General features: G+C 64.4%; 22 protein-coding genes and 1 pseudogene. 16 read left to right on the forward strand and 7 right to left on the reverse strand.

The window, feature by feature from the left end:
• Positions 1–9 precede the first annotated feature (9 nt).
• Positions 10–1125: an A/G-specific adenine glycosylase gene (mutY, locus tag IVB54_RS29215; protein WP_018454928.1), complete on the reverse strand. Its 1116-nt coding sequence runs from the start codon at positions 1123–1125 to the stop codon at positions 10–12.
• A 122-nt stretch (positions 1126–1247) separates the two neighbouring features.
• Here mutY and IVB54_RS29220 point away from each other — a divergent pair, with 122 nt between their 5' ends.
• From IVB54_RS29220 to IVB54_RS29260, 9 genes and pseudogenes are all read left to right on the forward strand, one after another.
• Positions 1248–1742 carry a DciA family protein gene (locus IVB54_RS29220; protein WP_018454929.1) on the forward strand — a complete coding sequence of 165 codons (495 nt, stop codon included), beginning with the start codon at positions 1248–1250 and terminating at the stop codon, positions 1740–1742.
• 126 nt (positions 1743–1868) lie between these two features.
• On the forward strand, positions 1869–2543 hold the full coding sequence (locus IVB54_RS29225) for a DsbA family protein (RefSeq protein ID WP_018454930.1): 675 nt from the start codon (positions 1869–1871) through the stop codon (positions 2541–2543).
• A 217-nt stretch (positions 2544–2760) separates the two neighbouring features.
• Positions 2761–6225 (forward strand): chromosome segregation protein SMC, encoded by a 3465-nt coding sequence (smc, locus tag IVB54_RS29230; RefSeq protein ID WP_018454931.1) that lies wholly within the window; start codon positions 2761–2763, stop codon positions 6223–6225.
• 60 nt (positions 6226–6285) lie between these two features.
• A complete protein-coding gene (locus tag IVB54_RS29235; protein WP_018454932.1) occupies positions 6286–7266 on the forward strand; it encodes a small ribosomal subunit Rsm22 family protein in 981 nt (326 codons plus the stop codon).
• A gap of 138 nt (positions 7267–7404) precedes the next feature.
• A complete protein-coding gene (locus IVB54_RS29240) occupies positions 7405–7965 on the forward strand; it encodes a LemA family protein (protein WP_085352637.1) in 561 nt (186 codons plus the stop codon).
• A gap of 32 nt (positions 7966–7997) precedes the next feature.
• Positions 7998–9241, forward strand: a pseudogene (locus tag IVB54_RS29245) (M48 family metallopeptidase).
• Between the two features lie 205 nt (positions 9242–9446).
• Positions 9447–10202: a hypothetical protein gene (locus IVB54_RS29250; RefSeq protein WP_018454934.1), complete on the forward strand. Its 756-nt coding sequence runs from the start codon at positions 9447–9449 to the stop codon at positions 10200–10202.
• Between the two features lie 60 nt (positions 10203–10262).
• Positions 10263–10931, forward strand: coding sequence for a hypothetical protein (locus IVB54_RS29255; protein WP_018454935.1), 669 nt, complete (start codon positions 10263–10265; stop codon positions 10929–10931).
• Between the two features lie 86 nt (positions 10932–11017).
• A complete protein-coding gene (locus IVB54_RS29260) occupies positions 11018–11350 on the forward strand; it encodes a GIY-YIG nuclease family protein (protein WP_018454936.1) in 333 nt (110 codons plus the stop codon).
• Positions 11351–11373: 23 nt separating this feature from the next.
• Here IVB54_RS29260 and IVB54_RS29265 read toward each other — a convergent pair whose 3' ends face one another.
• The 5 genes from IVB54_RS29265 to petA all read right to left on the reverse strand — a co-directional run bounded on the left by IVB54_RS29265 (position 11374) and on the right by petA (position 17887).
• A complete protein-coding gene (locus IVB54_RS29265; protein ID WP_007595035.1) occupies positions 11374–11913 on the reverse strand; it encodes an adenine phosphoribosyltransferase in 540 nt (179 codons plus the stop codon).
• A 12-nt stretch (positions 11914–11925) separates the two neighbouring features.
• Positions 11926–14088 carry an anthranilate synthase component I gene (locus tag IVB54_RS29270; protein WP_018454937.1) on the reverse strand — a complete coding sequence of 721 codons (2163 nt, stop codon included), beginning with the start codon at positions 14086–14088 and terminating at the stop codon, positions 11926–11928.
• Between the two features lie 314 nt (positions 14089–14402).
• Positions 14403–15077: a dienelactone hydrolase family protein gene (locus IVB54_RS29275; RefSeq protein ID WP_008134159.1), complete on the reverse strand. Its 675-nt coding sequence runs from the start codon at positions 15075–15077 to the stop codon at positions 14403–14405.
• Between the two features lie 144 nt (positions 15078–15221).
• Positions 15222–17294 (reverse strand): cytochrome b/c1, encoded by a 2073-nt coding sequence (gene fbcH / locus IVB54_RS29280; protein ID WP_018454938.1) that lies wholly within the window; start codon positions 17292–17294, stop codon positions 15222–15224.
• Between the two features lie 62 nt (positions 17295–17356).
• Complete coding sequence (petA, locus tag IVB54_RS29285; protein ID WP_026232845.1) at positions 17357–17887, reverse strand: ubiquinol-cytochrome c reductase iron-sulfur subunit; 531 nt, start codon at positions 17885–17887, stop codon at positions 17357–17359.
• A 279-nt stretch (positions 17888–18166) separates the two neighbouring features.
• On the opposite strand from petA, the gene IVB54_RS29290 reads away from it, so the two are divergent.
• The 6 genes from IVB54_RS29290 (at position 18167) to IVB54_RS29315 (ending at position 21894) form a co-directional block, all read left to right on the forward strand.
• Complete coding sequence (locus IVB54_RS29290) at positions 18167–18625, forward strand: tRNA (cytidine(34)-2'-O)-methyltransferase (RefSeq protein ID WP_018454940.1); 459 nt, start codon at positions 18167–18169, stop codon at positions 18623–18625.
• A gap of 28 nt (positions 18626–18653) precedes the next feature.
• On the forward strand, positions 18654–19286 hold the full coding sequence (gene queE, locus IVB54_RS29295) for a 7-carboxy-7-deazaguanine synthase (protein ID WP_018454941.1): 633 nt from the start codon (positions 18654–18656) through the stop codon (positions 19284–19286).
• 17 nt (positions 19287–19303) lie between these two features.
• A complete protein-coding gene (locus tag IVB54_RS29300) occupies positions 19304–19669 on the forward strand; it encodes a 6-carboxytetrahydropterin synthase (protein ID WP_018454942.1) in 366 nt (121 codons plus the stop codon).
• A 4-nt stretch (positions 19670–19673) separates the two neighbouring features.
• A complete protein-coding gene (hemF, locus tag IVB54_RS29305) occupies positions 19674–20573 on the forward strand; it encodes an oxygen-dependent coproporphyrinogen oxidase (RefSeq protein ID WP_088930634.1) in 900 nt (299 codons plus the stop codon).
• On the forward strand, positions 20564–21316 hold the full coding sequence (locus tag IVB54_RS29310; RefSeq protein ID WP_018454944.1) for an HAD family hydrolase: 753 nt from the start codon (positions 20564–20566) through the stop codon (positions 21314–21316). Before hemF ends, IVB54_RS29310 begins: the two co-directional genes overlap by 10 nt.
• Before the next feature lie 371 nt (positions 21317–21687).
• Complete coding sequence (locus tag IVB54_RS29315) at positions 21688–21894, forward strand: DUF2158 domain-containing protein (protein WP_247776549.1); 207 nt, start codon at positions 21688–21690, stop codon at positions 21892–21894.
• Between the two features lie 112 nt (positions 21895–22006).
• Here the strand turns inward: IVB54_RS29315 and IVB54_RS29320 are convergent, their stop codons facing one another.
• Positions 22007–22999, reverse strand: coding sequence for a TauD/TfdA family dioxygenase (locus IVB54_RS29320; RefSeq protein ID WP_018454946.1), 993 nt, complete (start codon positions 22997–22999; stop codon positions 22007–22009).
• Between the two features lie 471 nt (positions 23000–23470).
• On the opposite strand from IVB54_RS29320, the gene IVB54_RS29325 reads away from it, so the two are divergent.
• The gene (locus IVB54_RS29325; protein WP_018454947.1) at positions 23471–23686 is read left to right on the forward strand and encodes a hypothetical protein; all 216 of its coding nucleotides are present in this window, start codon (positions 23471–23473) and stop codon (positions 23684–23686) included.
• The last annotated feature ends 15 nt before the right edge of the window (positions 23687–23701 follow it).

The raw sequence follows: 23701 nt of genomic DNA on the forward strand, positions 1-23701 counted from the left end.
AGCATTTTGTCAGCAGGATGGGCTGCTAGGGTCCAATCCATGCGCAATCACCTTACGCATGACGTTGGGCAATGCTTCATCGGCGAGCGTGGCGATCGGCACCCAGCGCATGCTGGCGGGTGCCCGCGTCCGCGCTTCCACCCTCGCCGTGTAGACCACCAGTTCCAGCGGAAAATGCGTGAAGACGTGGGTGACCACGCCGACCTTGCGCTGCCAGCGCGACAGCCCCTTCAACTCGGGCGCCTGCCGTTTTGCCTTGGCGTCGTCCTGCCCGGCCAGCCAGTCCGACCCCGGTACTTCGGTCATGCCGCCGAGCAACCCCTTTTCGGGACGGGTGCGGACGAGAAGCTCGTCGCCGCGCGTGACAACGAAAGCGGCGCCGCGCCGTAGCGCGCCGCTCTTCTTCGCGGCCTTGCGCGGAAACGTGTCCTGCGTTCCCAGCGCGCGCGCCGTGCAGCCCTCGTTCAGCGGGCATAGCGAGCAGGCCGGCTTTTTCGGCGTGCAGATCGAGGCGCCCAGATCCATCAGCGCCTGCGCGCTATCACCGGCGCGAGAATCGGCAAGCAGCGTCGCAGCCAACTCCTGAATCAGCGGCTTGGCCTGCGGGAGCTCTTCCTCAACTGCAAAGAGCCGCGAGACCACGCGCTCGATATTGCCGTCGACCGGCATGGTGCGTCGATCGAACGCTATCGCCGCGATCGCTGCCGCCGTATAGGGCCCGACGCCCGGCAGCGCGCGCAGACGCACTTCGGTGTCGGGAAAGGTGCCGCCATGCTCGCGCGTCACCGCGACCGCGCAGGCATGGAGATTACGGGCGCGAGAATAATAGCCCAGCCCGGCCCACATCCGCAGCACGTCCTCCTGCGAGGCCCGTCCGAGCGCGGTGACATCAGGCCAGCGCGAGACGAATTTTTCGAAATAGGGCCCGACCGCCTTCACTGTGGTCTGCTGCAGCATGATCTCGGACAGCCAGACGCGGTAAGGGTCGGATGCTTCGCCGGGCGGAGCCCGCCAGGGTAATCGGCGGCGGTGGCGGTCATACCATTGGAGCAGCGCGAGCGGACGCGATGGGGTCTCCGGCGGAACTGGTTCCGATTTCGCCTTGAGGGCGGATTTGGGGCTCATGTCCGCACTGTAACGGCAATGCGTCGATCTCTCCACGTCGTGCCCACGCATGTCGCGGGCATCCACGTTTTTCTTCGCGGTGAAGAGCCTGCGGCCGACGCCCCGGAGTGCTATAAGGTCCCATGTCCAAGCTTCGACCCATCAAACCCGGTCCCATCAGCGCCAAGCCGCTATCGCTCCTGCTCAACGACGTCTTTGCCGAGGCCTATGCCAAGCAGGGATTTGCCGCGCGCGAGCTGGTGACGCGATGGGCGCAGATTGCCGGGCCGGAGATCGCGGCGCACGCCGAGCCGCTCAAGATGCAATGGCCGCGGCCGGTCGAGGGTCAGCCGCAGGAGCCGGCGACGCTGGTGCTGCGGGTCGAGGGGCCGATGGCGCTCGAGATCCAGCACTCCGCCGATGTGATCCTGCAGCGGGTCAACCGCTTCTTCGGCTGGAGCGCGGTCGGCAAGCTGGCCTTTCGCCAGGCTCCGCTATCACGCGCCCGCCGGCCGACCCGGCCCGGCCCGCCGGACGCCAAATCGGTGGCCGAGGTGGCTGAGCGCCTGGGCGATATCGAAGATGAACAATTGAAGTCGGCGCTGGCGCGCCTCGGGGCCGCCATCAAGCGAAATTGAGCCTTATTCTGCGGCCAAACTGGACCTGTCCTTGCCGCTCGCCATTGCCTCAAACGACGTTTCAAGCTAGCGACAGGCCGTCTGAATGGGAATTCGGGCGAGACCACGCCAATCCGGGAGCCGACCTTGATCATCACCCGCCGCGCCTTCACCTCGATGCTGTCGCTGACCGGGCTTGCCGCGCTCGCCGGGTTCTCTCCGCTGCGATTCATCTCCGATGCCATGATCCCTGAAGCCATGGCGCAGGCAGCGGCTGGTGACGTGGCCAAACCGGTGTCGCTGCCCGACATGGCGCTGGGCCCGAAGGACGCCGCCGTCACCATCACCGAATACGCCTCGATGACCTGCCCGCATTGCGCGGCCTTCAATGAGCAAGTGTTTCCCAAGATCAAGTCGGAATACATCGACACCGGCAAGGTGCGTTACGTCTTCCGCGAGTTCCCGCTCGACATCAAAGCCGCCGCCGGCTCGATGCTGTCGCGCTGCATCGCCAATGGCGACGCGCCGAAATACTTTGCCGTCACCGACATGCTGTTCCGCCAGCAGAACGATTGGGTCGTGAAGAACACCACGGAGACCCTGACGCGGATCGGCAAGCAGGCCGGTCTCACCCAGCAGCAGGTCGAGGCCTGCCTGAAGGACCAGGCGCTGCTCGACAAGATCGCCGCCGACCAGAAATATGCCAGCGACGTTCTGAAGGTCGATTCGACGCCGACGTTCTTCGTCAACGGCGAGAAGATCAAGGGCGAGACCTCGTTCGAGGAATTCGCCAAGAAGATCAATCCGCTGCTCAAGAGCTGATTCGCACGGCGCAATCCTGATTCGCATCTCGATAGCCGTATCTTTCCCGGCATAAATCCCTTGGGAAAAGCGGCTTTCGCCGGTTGCCCTCGCAGCGCACCGCGGCCATTGTCCAGCCGCATGAGGCGCCTCGCGCGACTCGCCCGGATACCGACATTGCCTTCCATGGTATTGTCCCGGCAGGGGGATTCGCGCCTGCCAACAGAGATGCGTGCTTATGAAAATCACCCGCCTGCGCCTTCACGGCTTCAAGTCCTTCGTTGAGGCCACCGACTTCGTCATCGAGCCCGGCCTGACCGGCGTGGTCGGGCCCAACGGCTGCGGCAAGTCGAATCTCGTCGAGGCGCTGCGCTGGGCAATGGGCGAGACCTCCTACAAGTCGCTGCGCGCCGCCGACATGGACGCGGTGATCTTCGCCGGCTCCGGCAATCGCCCCGCGCGCAACCACGCCGAAGTGACGATGACGATCGACAATTCCGATCGCACCGCGCCGGCGGCGATGAACGACAGCCAGCTTCTGGAAATCTCCCGCCGCATCGAGCGCGAGGCCGGTTCGGTCTACCGCATCAACGGCCGCGACGTGCGCGCCCGCGACGTGCAGATTCTGTTCGCCGACGCCGCCACCGGCGCGCGCTCGCCGGCTCTCGTCCACCAGGGCAAGATCGGCGAGATCATTCAGGCCAAGCCCGAGCAGCGCCGCCGCGTGCTGGAAGACGCCGCCGGCGTGGCCGGCCTGCACGCCCGCCGCCACGAAGCCGAGCTGCGGCTCAAGGCGGCTGAAACCAATCTCACCCGCGTCGAGGACGTGATCGGCCAGCTCGCGGGGCAAATGGAAGGCCTCAAGAAGCAGGCCCGCCAGGCCGTGCGCTATCGCGAAGTTGCGGCCAAGGTCCGCAAGGCCGAAGCAACCCTGTTCCATCTGCGCTGGATCGGCGCCCATGCCGACGTCAACGAATCCGGCCAGACCCACGATCTCGCGGTCCGCGAGATGGCCGAGCGGACCCAGCACCAGGCCGAGGCCGCTCGCATCCAGGCGATTCGCGCCGCCGAAATGCCGGCGCTGCGCGATGCCGAAGCGCGCGCCGCAGCGGGGCTGCAGCGCCTGACCAACGCCCGCGAGCTGCTCGATCGCGAGGAAGAGCGCGCCAAGGAGCGCGTCGCGGAACTCGAGCGGCGCCTCGCGCAGTTCGAAGGCGACATCTCGCGCGCCCAGCAGCAGACCATGGACGCCGATATCGCGCTGCAGCGCCTCGACGCCGAAGATGCCGAGCTGAAGGAAGAGATCAAGTCGCGCGTTGAGAAGCGCTCCGGCGTCGACGAGCGTGTCGCCGAAGCCGAGGCGGTGCTGACCGAAACCGAGCAGCAGTTCGCCGAGCTCACCACCGCGCTCGCAGACCTCACCGCCAAGCGCAACCAACTCGAAGCCAACGTTCGCACCCACCGCGACAAGCTCGCCCGGCTCGACCAGGAGATTTCGAACGTCGCGGCGGAAGAGCAGAAGCTCACCGAGGAGACCGGCGGCTTCGGCGATCTCGACGAGCTGACCGCGACGGTCGAGAGCGCCGAGCAGACGCTGGCGGCCTCGGAAGCCGCCGCTCAGGCCAGCGAAGCCGCGCACGTCGCCGCGCGGCAGACGCTGGAATCCTCGCGCTCGCCGCTGGTCGAAGCCGACAAGCGCGTGCAGCGGCTCGATACCGAGGCGCGCACGATCTCCAAGATCCTCAACGGCGAGACCAAGAATTTGTGGCCGCCGATCATCGACGGCATCACCGTCGACAAGGGATTTGAAAAGGCGATCGGCGCAGCCCTTGGGGACGATCTGGACGCCCCGGTCGATCCGTCCGCGCCGATGCGCTGGACCAATGCCGGCGTCACCGACGGCGATCCGGAACTGCCCGAAGGCGTCGTGCCTCTCGCCAGCCACGTGCAGGCCCCGGCCGAGCTGACCCGCCGCCTGGCGCAGATCGGCGTGGTGCCGCGCGAGCGCGGCGCCGAGCTGGTCTCGCAGCTCAAGACCGGCCAGCGGCTGGTCTCGCCCGAAGGCGACGTCTGGCGCTGGGACGGTTTTGTCGCAGCCGCCCACGCGCCGACCGGCGCAGCAAGGCGGCTTGCCGAGCGCGCCCGCCTCATCGACATCGAGAACGAGCTGGAGCAGGCCCGCATCGACGCGCAGATCAAGCGTCAGGCGCTGGAGAACGCCGAGGCCGAGCTGCAGATGGCCGCCAGCACCGAAGGTGCGAGCCGCGAAGCCTGGCGCGCTGCGCAGCGCGAACTCAACGTCGCGCGCGAGCGCCATGCCACGGTCGAGCGCGAGATCAGCCGCCACGCTGCACGCAAGGCGACGCTGTCGGAAGCGCACAGCCGTCTGGCCGCCGACCGCGCCGAGGCCGAAGCCGCCTACGAATACGCCGAAGCCGGGATCTCCGAGCTGCCGTCGAGCGAGGACACCGAAACCCGTCTCGCCGCTGTCCGCAGCGACATCGAAGGTCATCGTCGCATGGCCGCCCAGGTCCGGGCCGAGGCACAGGCGCTGGCGCGCGAAGCCGAGCTGGCCGACCGCCGCGTGCAGGCGATCCTCGCCGAACGCACCGAGTGGCAGAACCGCAAGGAGAGCGCGGCCTCCCACATCGACACCATCCAGGCGCGCATCGCCGAAGTCTCAATCGAGCGCAGCGATCTCGAGAACGCGCCGGCCGTGTTCGCGGAGAAGCGCAGCGCGCTGATCACCGAGATCGAATATGCCGAAAACGACCGCCGCATGGCCGCCGACGCGCTCGCCAGCGCGGAAACCGCGATGGCCGAAACCGATCGCGTCGCCAAGCTGACGCTCGAGGCGCTGTCGAGCTCGCGCGAGGCCACCGCCCGCGCCGAGGAGCGCATGGAAAGCGCGCGGCGCAGGCTCGATGACATCGAGCGCGAGATCCGCGACATGCTCGAAGTCGAGCCGCAGGCCGTTGCCGGGCTCGCCGAGATCGAGCCCGGCGCCGAGCTGCCGCCGCTGCACGACATCGAGGAAGACCTCGAAAAGATGCGCCGCGATCGCGAGCGCCTGGGCGCGGTCAATTTGCGCGCCGAGGAAGAGCTGCGCGAGGTCGAGACCCAGCATAATGGTCTGGTCACCGAGCGCGACGACCTCGTCGAGGCCATCAAGCGGTTGCGCCAGGGTATCCAGAGCCTCAACAAGGAAGCTCGCGAGCGGCTCCTGACCTCGTTCGAGGTCGTCAACAACCACTTCAAGCGCCTGTTCGTGGAGCTGTTCGGTGGCGGCGAAGCCGCGTTGCATTTGATCGAGAGCGATGACCCTCTTGAAGCCGGCCTCGAAATCATCGCCAAGCCGCCGGGCAAGAAGCCGCAGACGCTATCGCTGCTCTCCGGCGGTGAGCAGGCGCTGACCGCGATGGCGCTGATCTTCGCGGTGTTCCTCACCAATCCCTCGCCGATCTGCGTGCTGGACGAAGTCGACGCGCCGCTCGACGACCACAACGTCGAGCGCTATTGCAACCTGTTGCACGAGATGACCGCCTCGACCGACACGCGCTTCATCATCATCACCCACAACCCGATCACGATGGCGAGGATGAACCGCCTGTTCGGCGTCACCATGGCCGAACGCGGGGTCTCGCAACTGGTGTCGGTGAACCTGCAAGAGGCGGTGGACATTCTCGACCAGAACGTGGCGTGAGTCCGCTCCCGTCACGCACCCATTGACGTCGTCATCCGCGCAAGCGGATGATGACCACGAATGATGATCTCACCCACCCTCCCCGCCGAACTGAAAGCGGCCCTCGACGGCAAGCTCCAGGGGTTCTCGCGCACCGACGCTGCGCAGCGATCGCAGAAAATCTCGACCACCTATCGTGCAGGGGGCGGCTCGGGCACGATCAAGTCCGAGGCCGATGCGCTCGCCTATGCGCTCGCGAGGATGCCGGCGACCTACGCTGCGGTGGCGGCAAGTCTGAATGCGCTGACCGAGGTCGCACCGGACCTCGGTCCGGAAACGCTGCTCGACGTCGGCGCAGGTCCGGGCACCGCGAGCTGGGCCGCTGCGGAAGCTTTTCCGTCGCTGCAATCCTTCACCCTGCTCGATGCCAACGCCACGCTGAGCCGTCTCGCGCTCGAACTGGCGCGCGACAGCACGCGTCTGGCGAATTGCCGCTATCTGCCGGGCGATGCCGGCGCGAACCTCGCTGAGGTTTCGCAAGCCGATCTCGTCGTCGCGAGCTATGTCATCGGCGAGCTCAGCGAGGGCGATCAACGCAAGCTCGCGGAAGCGATGTGGGCGAAAGCGCGCCACGTGCTGGTCGTGATCGAGCCCGGCACGCCCGCCGGCTACGCCCGCATCCTCACCTTGCGCCAGCAACTGATCGCGGCGGGCGCCTATGTCGCCGCACCCTGCCCGCACGAAAAGCCGTGTCCGCTGACGGCGCCCGACTGGTGCCATTTCTCCCAGCGCTTGCCGCGCTCGCAGGCTCACCGCCAAATCAAGGGCGCCGAGGTGCCGTTCGAGGACGAGCGATTCATCTACGTGGCGCTAACCCGTAGGCCTCCCGCCACCCGCGCCGCGCGCGTGTTGGCGCCGCCGGATCTCGGCAAGGCCGAGATCACGGCAAAGCTCTGCACCGAGCAAGGCGTCGAACTCGCCAAAGTCCCACGGCGGGACAAGGTCGCCTATGCAAGCGCCCGCCGCTGGCGCTGGGGTGATGCCATCCTGTCCGAAAGTTAACCTGCTCCGGCGCTTTCGCCTTGAACTCGGATAGTCCCTCATCCGACCAAGTCTTACCTCTCGTCTGTACCGGGCTCTCGCTCGGCGTCAATTTGGTCTACCCTAGCGCCCGCCTTCTTCCCCCTTCAGGAGTTCTCCATGTCGACCGGCTGGATCGTTCTCGGCGTTATCGTCGTCCTCGTGTTCTTTGCCTTCGCCGCCTACAATCGGCTGGTGGCGCTGGGCCAGCGCGTCGGCCAGGCCTTTGCCGACGTCGACGTGCAGCTCAAGCAGCGCCACGATCTGATCCCGAACCTGGTCGAGACGGTGAAGGGCTATGCCTCGCATGAGCGCGGCACGCTCGACGACGTCATCAAGGCGCGCAATTCGGCGATGTCGGCGCAGGGACCGGCGCAGGTGTCCGCGGCCGAGACCCAGCTCTCCGGCGCGCTCGGCCGACTGATCGCGCTGTCGGAGGCCTATCCCGACCTCAAGGCCAACGCCAATTTCCAGCAGCTCGCCAGCGAGCTGTCCGATCTCGAGAACAAGATCGCGGCCAGCCGACGCTTCTTCAACAGCGCGGTCCAGGAATACAACACCGGCATCCAGCAGATGCCGGCAGCCTTGTTCGCCGGCATGTTCGGCTTCACCAAAAAGGACTTCTTCGATCTCGGCGCCAGCCGCACCGAGGTCGAGGCCACGCCGCAGGTGAAATTCTGAGTTGAGCCGATAGGCCGGCAGGGCATCGCGTCATGGCCGCGTATGGTCTCTACACGCACATCGCCTCGAACAAGTTTCGTTCGATGCTCCTGCTCGCCGGTCTGTTCGCGCTGGTCTACGTGCTGGTCTATGCCGGCGCGCTGATCGCCGAAGCCGTCATCAATGGCGACGAGACCGTCCTCCATTATCTGAGACGCGCCTTCTATGATCTGAAAGTCGCCGCACCGGTTGCGACCGTCGTGGCAGCGACCTGGATCGTGATCGCCTATTTCTTCCACCAGTCGATGATCGATGCGGTGACCGGCGGCCACGACGTCACCCGGCAGGAGCAGCCGCGGCTCTATAATCTGCTTGAAAATCTCTGCATCTCGCGCGGCATCACGATGCCGAAGCTGAAGATCATGGAAAGCCCGGCGCTGAACGCGTTCGCGACCGGCCTCAACCCGCGGCAATATTCGGTCACCGTCACCACCGGTCTCCTCAATGCGCTGGACGACCAGGAAATCGAGGCGGTGCTGGGTCACGAGCTGACCCATATCAAGAACGGCGACGTGCAGCTCATGGTGGTCGCCGTCATCATCGCGGGCGTGGTCGGATTCTTCGGCGAACTGTTCTTCCGCCTGTTCACGAATTTCAGCTGGAGCTCCGGCTCCGGCGGCTCGTGGTCGTCGGGCTCCTCCTCGTCACGATCGTCCTCGTCGTCGAACGACAGCAAGAGTTCGGGCGGCGGCGCGGTGATCGTCATCATCATCGCGGTCGTGCTGATCGTGGTGGCCTGGCTGTTGTCTCAGGTGGTGAAGCTCGCGCTGTCGCGCTCGCGCGAATATCTCGCGGACGCAGGCTCCGTCGAGCTGACGAAAAATCCGGACGCCATGATCTCGGCACTGCGCAAGATCGAGAACCGCGGCGAGCTGCCGGGCGCAACCTCGGCAGTGATGGAGCTCTGCGTCGACAATCCGCGCGAGGGTTTTGCCGATTTGTTCGCGACCCACCCCTCGGTGCAGTCGCGAGTCGACGCGTTGGTCAAGTTCGCCGGCGGCCATGATCCCGGCCCGCTGCCGCTTTCCGCCGACGAGGCCGAGGAGCCAGACACGCAGCCGACCAGCAGGGCGTCCGACCGCCACCGCGCCAGGGGCCCTGGAACGACGTAGGCGGCGCGGCCAGTCCGCCGCCCCTGCCCGCACCCAGCTCCGCCGGAACCGCCAGCAGCAACCCGATAGGCAATCGAGTAAGCAATCCCTTGGGCAATTCCTTGGGTCCTTGGGGCCGCCATTGAGCGTGATTTGACGCCATGCCCGGCAGGATTCGTCGTGCTTGGGAAAAACCTCGGGAATTGCCATAACTGGGCCCTGCGGAATTGAATTCTCCCTTGTTTCTGCCATGTTCGCGCCCAACAGCAGACTTGGGACATGTCTGCGACATCGATTTGGGGCCCGTCCGATTGCAACCTCGCGATCGGGGGCGCGCGTTAGGGGACAGCAATGGCAAAGCCGGCAGTGGTTGTGGTGGGCGCGGACAAGGGTGGGGTCGGCAAGACCACGGTGTCGCGCACCCTGCTCGATTATTTTTCCGCCAACAACGTGCCGACGCGCGCTTTCGACACCGAATCGCCGCGCGGAACCCTGAAGCGCTTCCATCCTGACATCACCGAGATCGTCGACATGACGACGACGTCGGATCAGATGAAGATCTTCGATACGCTCAACGCGACGAGCCCGTCGGTCACCGTGATCGACGTCCGGGCCGGCCTGCTCTCGCCGGCGCTCGCCTCCTTGCGCGACATCGGATTCCTCGACGCCGCCAAGGCCGGCCAGATCACCTTTGCCGTGTTCCACATCCTCGGACCCTCGATCGCCTCGCTGGACGAGATCGCCGAGACCGCGGGCTTCATGGGCGGCGCGAAATATTTCCTGGTGAAGAACTTCATCAACGATACTCAGTTCTTCCAGTGGGATCAGTCGACTTACCAATCGTATTTCAACCGCATCAAGGACGCGACCGAGCTGACCATCCCCAAGCTCAACGAAATGGCCTATGAGCAGGTCGAGGTGTCCTCCGTCCCATTCCTGAAATTCGTCGCCAACAAGGGCGTCAACGACGAGGCCGCCAACTACTCCTTCGTGCTGCGTGGTTATGTCCGACACTGGCTGGCGAACGTCTGGAGTGAGTTCGATCGGATCCGGCTGACCGATATCGTCGGCTCGACGAAATCCGGGGCCCGCAACAGCGAAAAATAGTTGCGCAAGCCGGGCGGATACGGCTGGATTGGTCGCCAAGTTCGACTGATATAGCTATCGATGTCCGCAACGCCCCTCTACATCATTTGCTCGCCCCGCCCGCAGGTCGGCAAGACCCTGCTGGCGCGGCTTTTGAGCGAATTTTTGCTGCTCAAGAACGGCAACGTCGTGGCCTTCGACGTCAACCTGAAGGAGCCGTCGCTGCTCGACTATCTGCCAACGATCACCGAGACCGCCGACGTGATCGACACCTACGGCAAGATGCAGCTGATGGATCGTGTCATCGTCGATGACGGGCTTGCCAAGGTGATCGACCTCGGCTTCCACGCCTTTGACGAGTTCTTCAAGATGACGGAGGAGATCGGCCTCTTGAAAGAGGCTGCGCGCCGCCACGTCGCGCCGATGATCCTGTTCGTCGCCGACACCGACCGCGTCTCGGCCCGCGCCCACGAGATGCTGCGCGAACAGATCCCGCGGATCAACCTGATCACGGTGGACAACGAGCACATCGTGCGCGGCGAGCTGCCGGAAGCGATGGCCGGCGGCCGGCTGCTGCGCCTGCCGGCGCTGCCCGGATTCCTGAAGACCTATATCAGCCGCCTGAATTTCTCCTTCACCGGCTATCTTCGCCAGGAGAAGGATGCCTCGACCGAGCTGCACCAATGGACCCGGCGCAATTACCTCGCCTTCCGCGAACTCGAGCTCAGCCTGATCCTGCAACGGTCCTGAATATTTTACCCGGATAATATTGACGCCCAGCGACGTTGCGGTTACTGAGTGTACGCACCATCGTTCCTCAGCAAGGCCTCTTCACCGTGAGCATCGACCGTAAAGCAGCAATCGCCGCCTATAAGGAGCGGAAGACCGTTGCCGGCATCTACGTCGTCCGCTGCGCGGCCTCGGGCGAGGCCTGGGTCGGCCAAGCCTCGAACCTCGAGACAATCCAGAATCGCATCTGGTTCTCGCTGCGCCAGGGTAGCCACACCTGCCGTAGACTCCAGACTGCGTGGAACATGCACGGTGAGGCAGGCCTGACACTCGGCGAATGCGAGCGGCTGAAAGATGAGGCGAGCGACTATGTCAGGAATGCGCTCCTCAAAGAGCGCATGCTGCATTGGCTGTCGGAGCTAAAGGCCGAGCCGATCTGAACGTCGCCAGCCGTGCCGTGCCCTCAGTGCCCCTCGAACGTCATCAGCGTGCGCACCGGCACGTCCATCGCGCGCAGCTTGGCGGCGCCGCCGAGATCGGGCAGATCGATGATGAAGCAGGCGGCGACCACATTGGCGCCGATCTGGCGCAGCAGCTTCACCGCACCTTCCGCGGTGCCGCCGGTGGCGATGAGGTCGTCGACCAGGATCACACGCTCACCCGGCTGGATGGCGTCGACATGCATCTCCATCTCGTCGATGCCGTATTCGAGAGAGTAAGCGATCCGCACGGTGGTGTGCGGCAGCTTGCCTTTTTTCCGGATCGGCACGAAGCCGGCCGAAACCTGGTGCGCCACCGCGCCACCGATGATGAAGCCGCGCGCTTCCATGCCAGCGACCTTGTCGATCTTGTTGCCGGCCCAGGGATTGACGAGTTCGTCGACCGCACGGCGGAACGCACGCGCATCTGCGAGCAACGTGGTGATGTCGCGGAACAAGATCCCGGGTTTCGGATAGTCCGGGATGGTGCGGACGCTCGCCTTCAGATCATGGTCAAAAGTCATGGTGCCTCTCAATCAGCGCGACGCATCCAGGCGGAACGCGTTCTCGACAATTCGTAAGCCCACCTCGCCGCTCAGCGACATCAGCGATTCCGGATGGAATTGCACGCCGGCGACCGGCAGGGTCTTGTGCTCGAGCGCCATGGCGACGCCGTCCTCGGTGCTGGCGGTGACGGATAGCACCTCCGGCATGCTGTCGCGCTCGACATACAGCGAGTGATAGCGGCCGATGACGATCTCGTTCGGCAGATTGCGCATCAGCCGCCCGCCACGTACCTGAACCCGCGAGGGCCGGCCATGGGCGGGATGCGTGAGCTGCCCGAGCTCGCCGCCGAAATACTCGCCGATCGCCTGGACGCCGAGGCAGACGCCGAACACCGGCAGCTTGTCCTCCAGCGCCGCGTCGATGGTCTTCTTGATCCCAAAATCCTCGGGCCTGCCCGGCCCTGGCGACAGCACCAGCAAATCCCACCGCTTCTGCTTGAGCATGTCGAGCGCATGCACATGGCGGACCACGGTGACGTCGGCGCCGACCTGGCGGAAGTAATCGGCCAGCATATGGACGAAGCTGTCGTCATGGTCGATCAGCAGTACCCGCTTGCCGCTTCCGGTGGCGTCGGGCGCAAAGGCCGACAGCGGCTTCGGCGGATCGCCGCGCAGCGCCTGGAACAGGGCCGCGGCCTTGACCTGGCATTCGCGGTCCTCGGCGGCGGGATCGGAGTCGAACAGACAGGTGGCGCCGACACGCACTTCCGCGAGGCCCTCCTTCATCCGGATGGTCCGGATGGTGAGGCCGGTGTTGATGCTGCCGTCGAAATTCACCGCCCCGATCGCGCCGGCATACCAGCGGCGGGGCGAGCGCTCGTGATCCTCGACGAACTGCATCGCCCAGAGTTTTGGTGCGCCAGTGACGGTGACGGCCCAGGCGTGGGTGAGAAAGGCGTCGAGCGCATCGAAGCCGGGACGCAGCATGCCTTCGACATGGTCGACGGTGTGGAACAGTTTTGAATAGGTCTCGATCTGCCGGCGCGCCAGCACCTTGATGGTGCCGGGAACGCAGACGCGCGCCTTGTCGTTGCGGTCGACGTCGGTGCACATGTTGAGCTCGAACTCGTCCTTCTCGGAGTTCAGGAGCTGGCGGATCTGCTCGGCATCGCCGATCGCATCGGTACCGCGCGCGATCGTCCCCGAGATCGGGCAGGTCTCGACCCGGCGTCCGTCCGAGCGCACGAACATTTCCGGAGAGGCCGAGACGAGAAATTCGCCCTCGCCGAGATTCATCAGCGCGCCGTAGGGCGACGGATTGATGACACAGAGCCGCTGGAACACTTCCGCCGGCGAGCGGTCGCAGGGCTCGGCGAAGAGCTGCCCCGGCACCGCCTCGAACAGATCGCCACGCGCAAAGGCAGCGCGCGCGGTCTCGACAGTGGCCTGATATTCGCCGGGGGCGTGATCGGCAAAACCCTGGCGCGGTGTCTTGAGGTAGGGGCTCTCGGCGGTCTCGTGCGGCAGGCCCGCGGTGGACTTGCCCTTCCACGCGAAATCGTATGTGAGCACGACGCCGCGGCCGGTGGCGCGGTCATAGGCGAGCAGGCGATCGGGGACGTAGAGCACGATGTCGCGCTGGTCGCTCTCGCGCGCGCGCTTCTGCACGAGGTCCTCGATCTGGAACACGAGGTCGTAGGCGAAGGCGCCGAACAGGCCGAGCACGCCGTCGTCATTGGCGGAGAAAGCGGCGACGAGATCGCGCACCAGCGACATCACGCTGGCGCGCCGCGTGCGCTGGTCTTCGTCGATCGGGGCTTCGCCGCGGACGATATGACCCGCAAGGCGCGTGGGCGTCTTCTCGGAGATCACGACGCAGGGCTCGCGCAAGACATCCGCAAGGAAGGCGATCAGGACCTCCCCGCGCGCGTTCAGCGCTTCCAGCTTGAAATTGACGCCGGTGGTCTCGAGCTTGAGCGGCGGATCGGAGAAGCCGAGGTCAAAACTCTCGTAGCGGCCGGGCACGGTCGTCCCCGACGACAGCACCACGCCGCGGCGACGGTCGAGCAGGCTGACGAGATCGTCGAGCCGGTTGGCGCCGCCGGAAAACTGTTCCGCCACGCGCGTGATCGCAAGCCCTGCGCGGGTCACGTAGTCGCTTCGAGCCGGAAGGGCAAAGACGGTCCTGTTCATGGGGTCCTCTTACGAAACTTGTCGAGGGAACGCCACACAGGACAAACGATCAGGCCGCCGCACTGCGTGGGCGACCTCAGACGATTTTGGGAGAATAAATCGCACCGGCCACCTCTCAGGAGGTGCGCCACCAAAGACGGGATGGGCGGACGGCGGTGCTCATGGGCGGATACTCACCATGGCGCGGGGACGACGTCAAGGCTGGCTGGGCTGGCTGCTCAACGCCGATCACCACAGTCGTCCCGGCGAAGGCCGGGCAATTGCGCACCAGGCCGGGGCGACACTGAAATGGTAGCGCGACTGGCGCAGCACACCTACCCCAGATGCTTCCTGAAAAACTCCGTCGCCCTGCCCCAGGCGAGCTCGGCGGCTTCCCGGTCGTGCACGGCCTGGCGCTGCTCGTTGACGAAAGCGTGCTCGGCGTCATAGCGGAACAGCTCCAGCGACTTGCCGGCGGCCTTCATGGCCTTTTCGAAACCGTTGACCAGCTCCGGCGTGCACCAATCGTCCTTGTTGGCGAAATGGGCCTGAAGCGGGATCTTGACGTCGGCGGGCTTGGCCGCCTGCTCTGGCGGGATGCCGTAGAACACCACGCCGGCGGCGAGCTCCGGCACATGCACCGCGCCGATGATGGTGACGGCGCCGCCGAGGCAGAAGCCGGTCAGGCCCACCTTGGCGCCGTTGCGCGACAGATATTGCGTGGCGCCGCGCACCGTCTGCGTGGTGGCGTCCATGAAGTCGAGCGAGTTCATCTCTTTGCCGGCGGCGTCGGTGTCATGATACGGCACCACCTTGCCCTTGTAGAGATCTGGCGCCAGCGCATCGAAACCGGCGAGCGCGAAGCGGTCGCAGAGGCCCTTGATCTGGTCCGAAAGGCCCCACCATTCTTGGATCACCACCACGCCCGGCGCGTTGCCGCGCGCGGCATTGGCGAGATAGCCCGATGCGTCCTTGCCGTCCGGGCGCTTGAAGGTGATGGCGGTTCCCATGGTGTCCTCCGACGAGTTTTTGGGGAGCGGTTGGCGGCATTTTGGCGTTTGAGCGGGCGATAGGCAATCGCGCCTGACAACACACTCTCGTGCCCAACAAAAAAGCCCCCTTGCGGGGGCCTCTTCATTCTCGCCTCGGGCCCCTCAGTGCGAGTCTGCCCAGACCTTCTTCTTGGTGAAGTACATCAGGCCGGCGAAGATGATCAGGAAGATGAACACCTGGAAACCGAGGCGCTTGCGCGCTTCCATATGCGGTTCGGCGGTCCACATCAGGAACGTGGTGACGTCCTTGGAATACTGCGCGACAGTGGTCGGCGAGCCGTCGTCATAGGTGACCTGGCCGTCGCTGAGCGGCTTCGGCATCTTGATGGCGTGGCCCGGGAAGTACTTGTTGTAGTAGGAGCCCTCCGGGATGGTCACACCTTCGGGCGCCTTGTCCTCAAAGCCCTGGAGCAGCGCCGAGACGTAGTCCGGACCCTGCTCCTGATACTGGGTGAAGAAGTCGACGATGAACATCGGGAAGCCGCGGCCGTAGGAACGCGCCTTGGTGATCAGCGACAGATCCGGCGGCGCCGCGCCGCCGTTCGCCGCACGCGCCGCCTGCTCGTTCGGGAATGGCGAGGGGAAATAATCCGCCGGCCGGCCCGCGCGTTCGAACATGTCGCCGGCGTCGTTCGGACCATCCTTGACCTTGTAGTCGGAGGCGAAGGCTGCAGCCTGCGCGACCGAATAGCCGGGACCGCCGGCTTCCGCGAGATTGCGGAAGGCGACGTAGGACAGGCCGTGACAGTTGGCGCAGACTTCCTTGTAGACCTTCAGGCCGCGTTGCAATGCGCCGCGATCGTACTTGCCGAACGGACCGGCGAACGACCATTTGTTGCCCGGCGGCTTGTCGCTGCCTTCGGAGGCGCGCGCGCTGTCGGCTGAGCCCGCAAACAACGCGCCCGCCAGCGCAAGCACGATCGCGCTCGACACCATCGGCGTCGACCTGCTCCCGGTTTTGGCCAGGACGGCATCCGAGATCGAGTTCGGCACCGGACGCGGCTTCTCGATCCGCGAGAGCAGCGGCAGCACGATCAGGAAGTAGGCGAAATAGCAGAACGTCAGGACCCGGCCGGCGATCACATAGATGCCTTCCGGCGGCTGCGCGCCGAGATAGCCGAGCAGGATGCAGACCGCGACGAAGATCCAGAAGAACTGCTTGGCCAGCGGACGGTACTTCGACGACTTCGTCCTGGCGGCGTCGAGCCAGGGCAGGAAGCACAGGATGATGATCGCCGAGAACATCCCGATCACGCCCGCGAGCTTGTTCGGGATCGAGCGCAGGATCGCGTAGAAAGGCAGGTAATACCATTCCGGCACGATGTGCGGCGGCGTCACGCCCGGGTTCGCCGGAATGTAATTGTCGGCGTCGCCGAGATAATTCGGCATGTAGAAGATGAACCAGGCGTAGAGCAGCATGAAGCAGGAGACGCCGAACATATCCTTGATGGTTGCATGCGGCGTGAACGGAACAGTGTCCTTTTCCGTCTTGGGCTCGACGCCATCAGGGTTGTTCTGGCCGGAGACATGCAGCGCCCAGACGTGGAGCACGACGACGCCCGCGATCAGGAACGGCAGTAGATAGTGCAGCGAGAAGAAGCGGTTCAGCGTCGGGTTGCCGACCGAATAGCCGCCCCACAAGAGCGTCACGATGCTCTCGCCGACATAGGGGATGGCGGAGAACAGATTGGTGATGACGGTGGCGCCCCAGAAGCTCATCTGGCCCCACGGCAGCACGTAGCCCATGAAGCCCGTCGCCATCATCAGGAGGTAGATGATGACGCCAAGGATCCACAGCACCTCGCGCGGCTCCTTGTAGGAGCCGTAATAGAGGCCGCGCAGCATGTGGACGTAGACAGCGACGAAGAACATCGAGGCGCCGACGGCATGCATGTTGCGCAGCAGCCAGCCGTAATTGACGTCACGGACGAGCAGCTCGACCGACTTGAAGGCGAGGTCGGCATGCGGCGTGTAGTGCATCGCCAGGATCACGCCGGTCAGGATCTGGATCCCCAGCATGAAGGAGAGGATGGCGCCGAAGGTCCACCAATAGTTCAGGTTGCGCGGGGTGGGATAGACCACGAAGGAGGAGTGCATGAGGCCGAGGATCGGCAGACGTCGCTCGATCCATTGCAGGGCCGGATTGCTCGGCTGGTAGTCGGATGGTCCGCTCATGATGCGATCCTGAGGAAATAATACGACGAGACGGCGCGAAGCTTCGGACGAGGGCCCGAAGCTCAGCCGATCTGGATTTTGGTGTCGGAAACGAACTGGTACGGCGGCACCGGCAGGTTCGCGGGCGCGGGCCCCTGGCGGATGCGGCCGGACGAATCGTACTGCGAACCATGGCAGGGGCAGAAGAACCCGTCGTAATTGCCTTCATGGGCGATCGGGATGCAGCCGAGATGGGTGCAGATGCCGATCACGACCAGCCACTGCTCATGGCCGGACTTGACCCGGGCCTCGTCGGACTGCGGATCGGGCAGGCTCGCCACGTTGACGGCGCGCGCCTCGTCGATCTGCTTCTTGGTGCGGTGGCTGATATAGATCGGCTTGCCGCGCCAGAACACCTTGATGTCCTGCCCCTCGGCAACCGGGCTGAGATCGACCTCGATCGGCGCACCAGCGGCGATGGTCGACGCATCAGGATTCATTTGGGAGATAAAGGGCCAGAGCGCGGCTGCGCCCCCTACTGCTGCAGCTGCCCCCGTTGCAACGAATAAGAAATCACGGCGTGTCGGATGGTCCGCCGAAGACGCTGTCGTCACGATTCCAACCCTTTCTTCTTATGCAGCCGGCGGAACCGCTCCGGGAGCCCCCAAGGTCCCCAGAACAGCCTGCCGGCGCCCGCGGCCCCCCCGCGGCGGCAGAACTTCGCGTGCCCCCACCAAAACAAGGCGAAAACAGCAGTCCAGAATCGTTCTATTGGCACCCTTGCCGGGCGAGCGCAAGCCCGCTATCGGCGCGGGAGCGTGCAATGCACGAATTCCGCGGCCAGCGATGTTTTATTGAGACATTTCCGGCCCGCACCGAACCCGGCACCGCCCATGCAGATAGCGCTTTTCCAACCCGACATCCCCCAGAACACCGGCACGATTCTCAGGCTCTGCGCCTGTCTGGGCATGGCCGCCCATATCATCGAACCGGCGGGCTTCCCGGTCTCCGACCGGCATTTCCGCAGGGCGGGAATGGACTACCTCGATCAGGTCAGCATCGTCAGGCATGACTCCTGGTCAAAGTTCGAGCAATGGCGGGCGGCGCAAGGCGCTCGCCTGCTGCTGTTCACCACCAAGGGGGCGACCGACTACCGCGATTTCCGTTACCAGACGGCGGACATCCTGCTATTCGGGCGCGAGAGCGCCGGCGTCACCGAGGCGGTGGTCGAGGCGGCGGACGCGCGGCTGGTGATCCCGATCGCTCCGGGGCTGAGGTCGCTCAATGTCGCCATGACCGCGGCGATGGCCGCAGGCGAAGCGCTGCGGCAGCTCCGGAACCCGCAAGTTTAATATGTTGAGGTATGTTGAGGAGAGACGGTTGAGTTACGCGGTCAAGGAAATCTTCCTGACCTTGCAAGGCGAAGGCGCCCATGCCGGGCGCGCGTCCGTGTTTTGCCGTTTTGCCGGCTGCAACCTCTGGAGCGGGCGCGAGGCCGACCGTCAGGAGGCCACTTGCAAATTCTGCGACACCGATTTCGTCGGCACCAACGGCACCCTCGGCGGTCGCTATGGCTCGGCCGCGGAACTCGCAGACACCATCGCCGCGCAATGGACAGCCTCCACCGAAGACCGCTATGTGGTGCTCACCGGCGGCGAGCCGCTGCTCCAGGTCGATACCGCGCTGGTCGACGCGCTCCATGCCCGCGGCTTCGAGATCGGCGTCGAGACCAACGGCACCATCGCCCCGCCCGAGGGGCTCGACTGGATCTGCGTCAGCCCAAAGGGCGGCAGCGATCTGGTGATCCGGCGCGGCCACGAGCTGAAGCTGGTCTATCCGCAACCGCTCGCCATGCCGGAGGCCTTCGCGGATCTCGCCTTCGAGCGCTTCTCACTGCAGCCGATGGACGGGCCCGAGGTCGCCCAAAACACCGCGGGCGCCATCGACTATTGCCTCAATCATCCGCAATGGCGGCTCAGCGTGCAGACGCATAAGTCGCTTGGTATCAGATAGGATTGGTTTTCGAACAGATGTGGGAATTGACGAAATCGTTTCGCTTCGAGGCGGCGCACTCATTGTCGGGAACGACGTTCGGCGCGGATAGCGAAGAGATCCACGGCCACTCCTTTCGCGCCGAGGTGACGCTGCGCGGCACGCCCGATCCCAAAACCGGCATGGTGGTCGATCTCGGCCTGGTCCAGCGCGCCATCGAGGATGTGCGCATGACGCTGGATCACAAGTACCTCAACAAGATCGAGGCGCTGGGCACACCGACGCTGGAAAACCTCTCGCTCTTCGTCTGGGAGCGGCTGGCTCCTATCGGCAAGCTCACCCGCGTCAGCATCCACCGCGACAGTTGCAACGAGAGCTGCACCTATTACGGTCCGCAGGGCTGACGAAATGACATCCACATTGGACCCGAGCTTGATCGAAGACCGCAAGACGCGCGCACGCGCCTGGTTCGAAGCCTTGCGCGACGACCTCTGCGCGAGCTTCGAGCGGCTGGAGGACGATGCCCCCGAGAGCCTTTATCCCGGTGAGGCCGGCCGCTTCAAACGCACACCCTGGCAGCGCACCGATCATACCGGCGCGGCCGGCGGCGGCGGCGTGATGTCGATGATGTCCGGCCGCCTGTTCGAGAAGGTCGGCGTGCATTGCTCCACCGTGCACGGCGAATTCGCACCAGAGTTTCGCGCGCAAATTCCGGGCGCGGCGGACGACCCGAAGTTCTGGGCCTCCGGCATCTCGCTGATTGCGCATCTGCGCAATCCGCACGTGCCGGCGGTGCACATGAACACGCGCTTCGTCGTCACCACCAAAGCCTGGTTCGGCGGCGGCGCCGATCTTACGCCGGTGCTCGACCGCCGGCGCACGCAGGACGATGCCGATAGCATCGCCTTCCACGCCGCAATGAAACAGGCCTGCACGCAGCCGAACGGCATCGCCGATTACGACAAGTACAAGAAGTGGTGCGACGAGTATTTCCACCTGCCGCACCGCAAAGAGGCGCGCGGCATCGGCGGCATCTTCTACGACTGGCACGACAGCGGCGACTGGGACGCTGACCTCGCCTTCACCCGGGATGTCGGCCGCGCCTTCCTGAAGGTCTATCCCGACATCGTGCGGCGCAATTTCGCGACAAGCTGGACCGCGGAGGATCGCGAGGAGCAATTGATCCGGCGCGGCCGCTATGTCGAGTTCAACCTGCTCTACGACCGCGGCACCATCTTCGGTCTCAAGACCGGCGGCAATGTGGATTCGATCCTGTCGTCGCTGCCACCGGTGGTGAAATGGCCATGACGACGATGAAGCCCGCAATGAGACCGCTGCCGCGCGCCATGCTGATCGACATGGACGACACCATCCTGTCGGCCTATGCGCGGCCCGAGATCGCCTGGAACACGATCACAGCGGAGTTCGCCGAGGAACTCGCGCCGCTGCCGCCGCAACTGGTCGCGAGCACCGTCCTGGCCTTCGCGAAGAATTTCTGGGCCAATGCGGACGCTTCGTGGCGGCTCAAGCTCGCCGAAGCCCGGCACCTCACCGTCAAGGGCGGTTTCGCCTCGCTCGCAGCCGCCGGTCATCGCGCCCTGCCCGACGACCTCGCCATTCGCCTGGCCGACCGCTTCACCGCCTATCGCGAGGAGGAGATGTTCGTCTTCCCCGGCGCGCATGACGCTATCGACAGGCTCAAGGCGCTCGGCATCAAGCTCGCATTGGTGACCAACGGCGCCGCCGACACCCAGCGCGCCAAGGTGGAGCGCTTCGAGCTGGCGCATCGCTTCCACCACATCCAGATCGAGGGCGAGCACGGCTTCGGCAAGCCCGAGGAGCGCGCCTATCTGCACGCGATGGAGGCGCTCGGCGTCACCGCAAGAGACACCTGGATGATCGGCGACAATCTGGAATGGGAAGTCGTGACGCCGCAGCGTCTCGGCATCTACTCGATCTGGATCGACGTGCATGGCGACGGCCTGCCCGAAGGCTCGATCGTCAAGCCCGACCGCATCATCCGCTCGCTGACAGAACTGGTGCCGGACTGACTGCAATCGGGGTGCGCAAACAAAAACGTCGAAAACAACCCCATGCACAGTAGACGGCCGCAGCAAAATCAAGGACTTGCGGCAAGCGCAAACTGCGGATCTGACGAAATCATTTGCGCCGTCGGGCAAAACAGGCGCATGGTGTGATGGTCGCGACGCACGGGACGGAAGAGCCCTTGTGCCATCCATCGAACAGGCACCATTGCCTCTCGTGATGGGATCGCTCCGGCCTAAAGCTCTCTGATCGACGTTTCAGCAGTCTGGCCGGTGGATGCGCGCTACCGCAACACATCCACTGACCGAGTAGCCCGTGATCGGCATGTCATGCCGGTTTGCTAGCTTCGCCGTCAATCAACCCGAAAGGACCATCCATGGAACTAAAAGCCGGCGATATCGTCATGCTGAAATCCGGCGGGCAGCCGCTCACCGTCGCGGACGTGAAGGGCGACGACGTGATCTGTCTCTGGATGGGCGCGGAGGGCGATCTGTTTCGCGAGACGCTCCCGGTTGCGGTGCTCGAGCACCTGGAAGAGCTCGACGACGAAGACGAGGATGAAGACGACGAAGACGAGGAGTAAGCGCGGCTGAGGCCGCGTCCTCATTAGGTCGGGGTGCTCGGCTCCGCCCAACCTGGTGTCCGCTCCTCTGTCCATATCGGCACGAGAGCGGACATCGCTGGATGCTCGAACGTCAATCCAACGGAACGTTCAAACTGGTCCCTTTGGTGATGATGCCGCCACGGTTACCGATCTCGATCGAGCCATAGCGCTGCTTGAAGCAATCGGGCAACGGCCGGTCGCTCTCCATGCTGAGCCAAAGGCGCAATAAATGACGCTTCTGGCCTGCATCGGGCCAATCGCGGAATCCGGTCCGGTCATGCAGCAAGGCATGATTGTAAACGAACTGCATGTCGCCCGGCTGAAGCCGCATGCCGAAATGCAGCGCGGGATCATTTGCGAGCGCGTCAAAAAGATCGAGCGCCTCGACGTGAGCCGGCGTCAGTCTCGGCGCATCGGGAAAGCGCTGCGCACTATCGATATATTGGCGCTGATAAAACCCGGTCAGGAACCCCGCATGCCAATTCAGCACCGGGATTTCAAGATATGGCTTTTCGTTCTCCGGCACCTCGCCCCGTCGGTCCGTCGCGATCGGATCAAACAAGAGAGCGGCAAGGTCGGGACGTCTGTCAAACATCTCGTTGTAGATTGTCGTCGTACTGACAAGGAGAGAATCCCCTCCCTCCATCGCCTCGCGAATGCATAACAATCCAACCACGTCGGACGAATCCGTGTGGAATGTTTGCCGTTCCGAGGTTTGATAAATTCGGGTGTTCGGATCCTTAGCATCGGCGCCGGTGTCACGGACGTGACCGAGAATGTGGCCCGCTGCATTCTGAGACCGCGCCGATCCAAGATGGGCGCCCACTCCGCAAAAGATCGTAGCGGCAAACTCCTGACTGTATTTTGCCACCGGGAGGCCGCGGATCACTTCGAAGCCAATGCCTACCAGGAGCTTCTTCTTGAGATCTTCCAGGTGCGCGCCGAGATGGGGAAGCGGAAAGCTTTCCTTCGTGATCTCGGCGATTTTTTTGTTTCTGCCAAGATATGTTTCAGCCACGCCCTCGAGTTCGGCGATTTCGCCGGCAGCAAGCGATATCAACCATCGATCAGGATTGGCTTTCATCTCAGCCCCCTCCCAGGCGGATGGGATATCGACCTTCCCTGGAGGGCGATGGATCCCGCTGGGCAGTGAGACCACATTCATAGGGTTGGTTCCTGAGGGAGATTTAACGTCAGACATCGGCGCGGACGATCGACGATATTGTGCCGACCGCTTGTTTGCAACTTGGCTGACGCGCAGCCCTGGGCCGAGTGCACTGTCGCCGACAACGGGTGCGCTCGCTTGACGAGATCCGTTCCGGGCAGTTGGCGATCCGCTTCCGCCAAGGGGATCGGTTAACAACATGGCCTCTCGTGCGATCGATCAAAGCCCGGGAAAAAATGGCATCAGCCGGAACGTTCGCGAAGCTGGCTGAGTTAAAAGCCATACGCGTCGCGCTGTGGTCATAGCCGCACCGCGCGCCCGATAAAGGCCCTGCACGAAGCGAAACCTACTCTGCGGCGTGCTTCGCAGCACGGCCGCGCGAGGATCGCGATGTACACGACGGCGATATACGATGAGCTGAGGCAGATCGAGCGCGACGTCGTCGAAGGAGAACGCCGGCTCGCCGAGCAGGAGGCGCTGATCATCGAAATGAAGCGCCAGAACGAGGACACAACCAAAGCTGAAGGCGAACTCGAACGGATGCGCATGGAGCAGCGAGGTCGCGATCAGGATCGGCAACGTCTGCTCTCACGGCTGCAACCCTGAACAACTGCTCCCCAT

It is taken from the genome of Bradyrhizobium sp. CW1 (assembly GCF_023100665.1).
Taxonomy (GTDB): Bacteria; Pseudomonadota; Alphaproteobacteria; order Rhizobiales; family Xanthobacteraceae; genus Bradyrhizobium; species Bradyrhizobium canariense_D.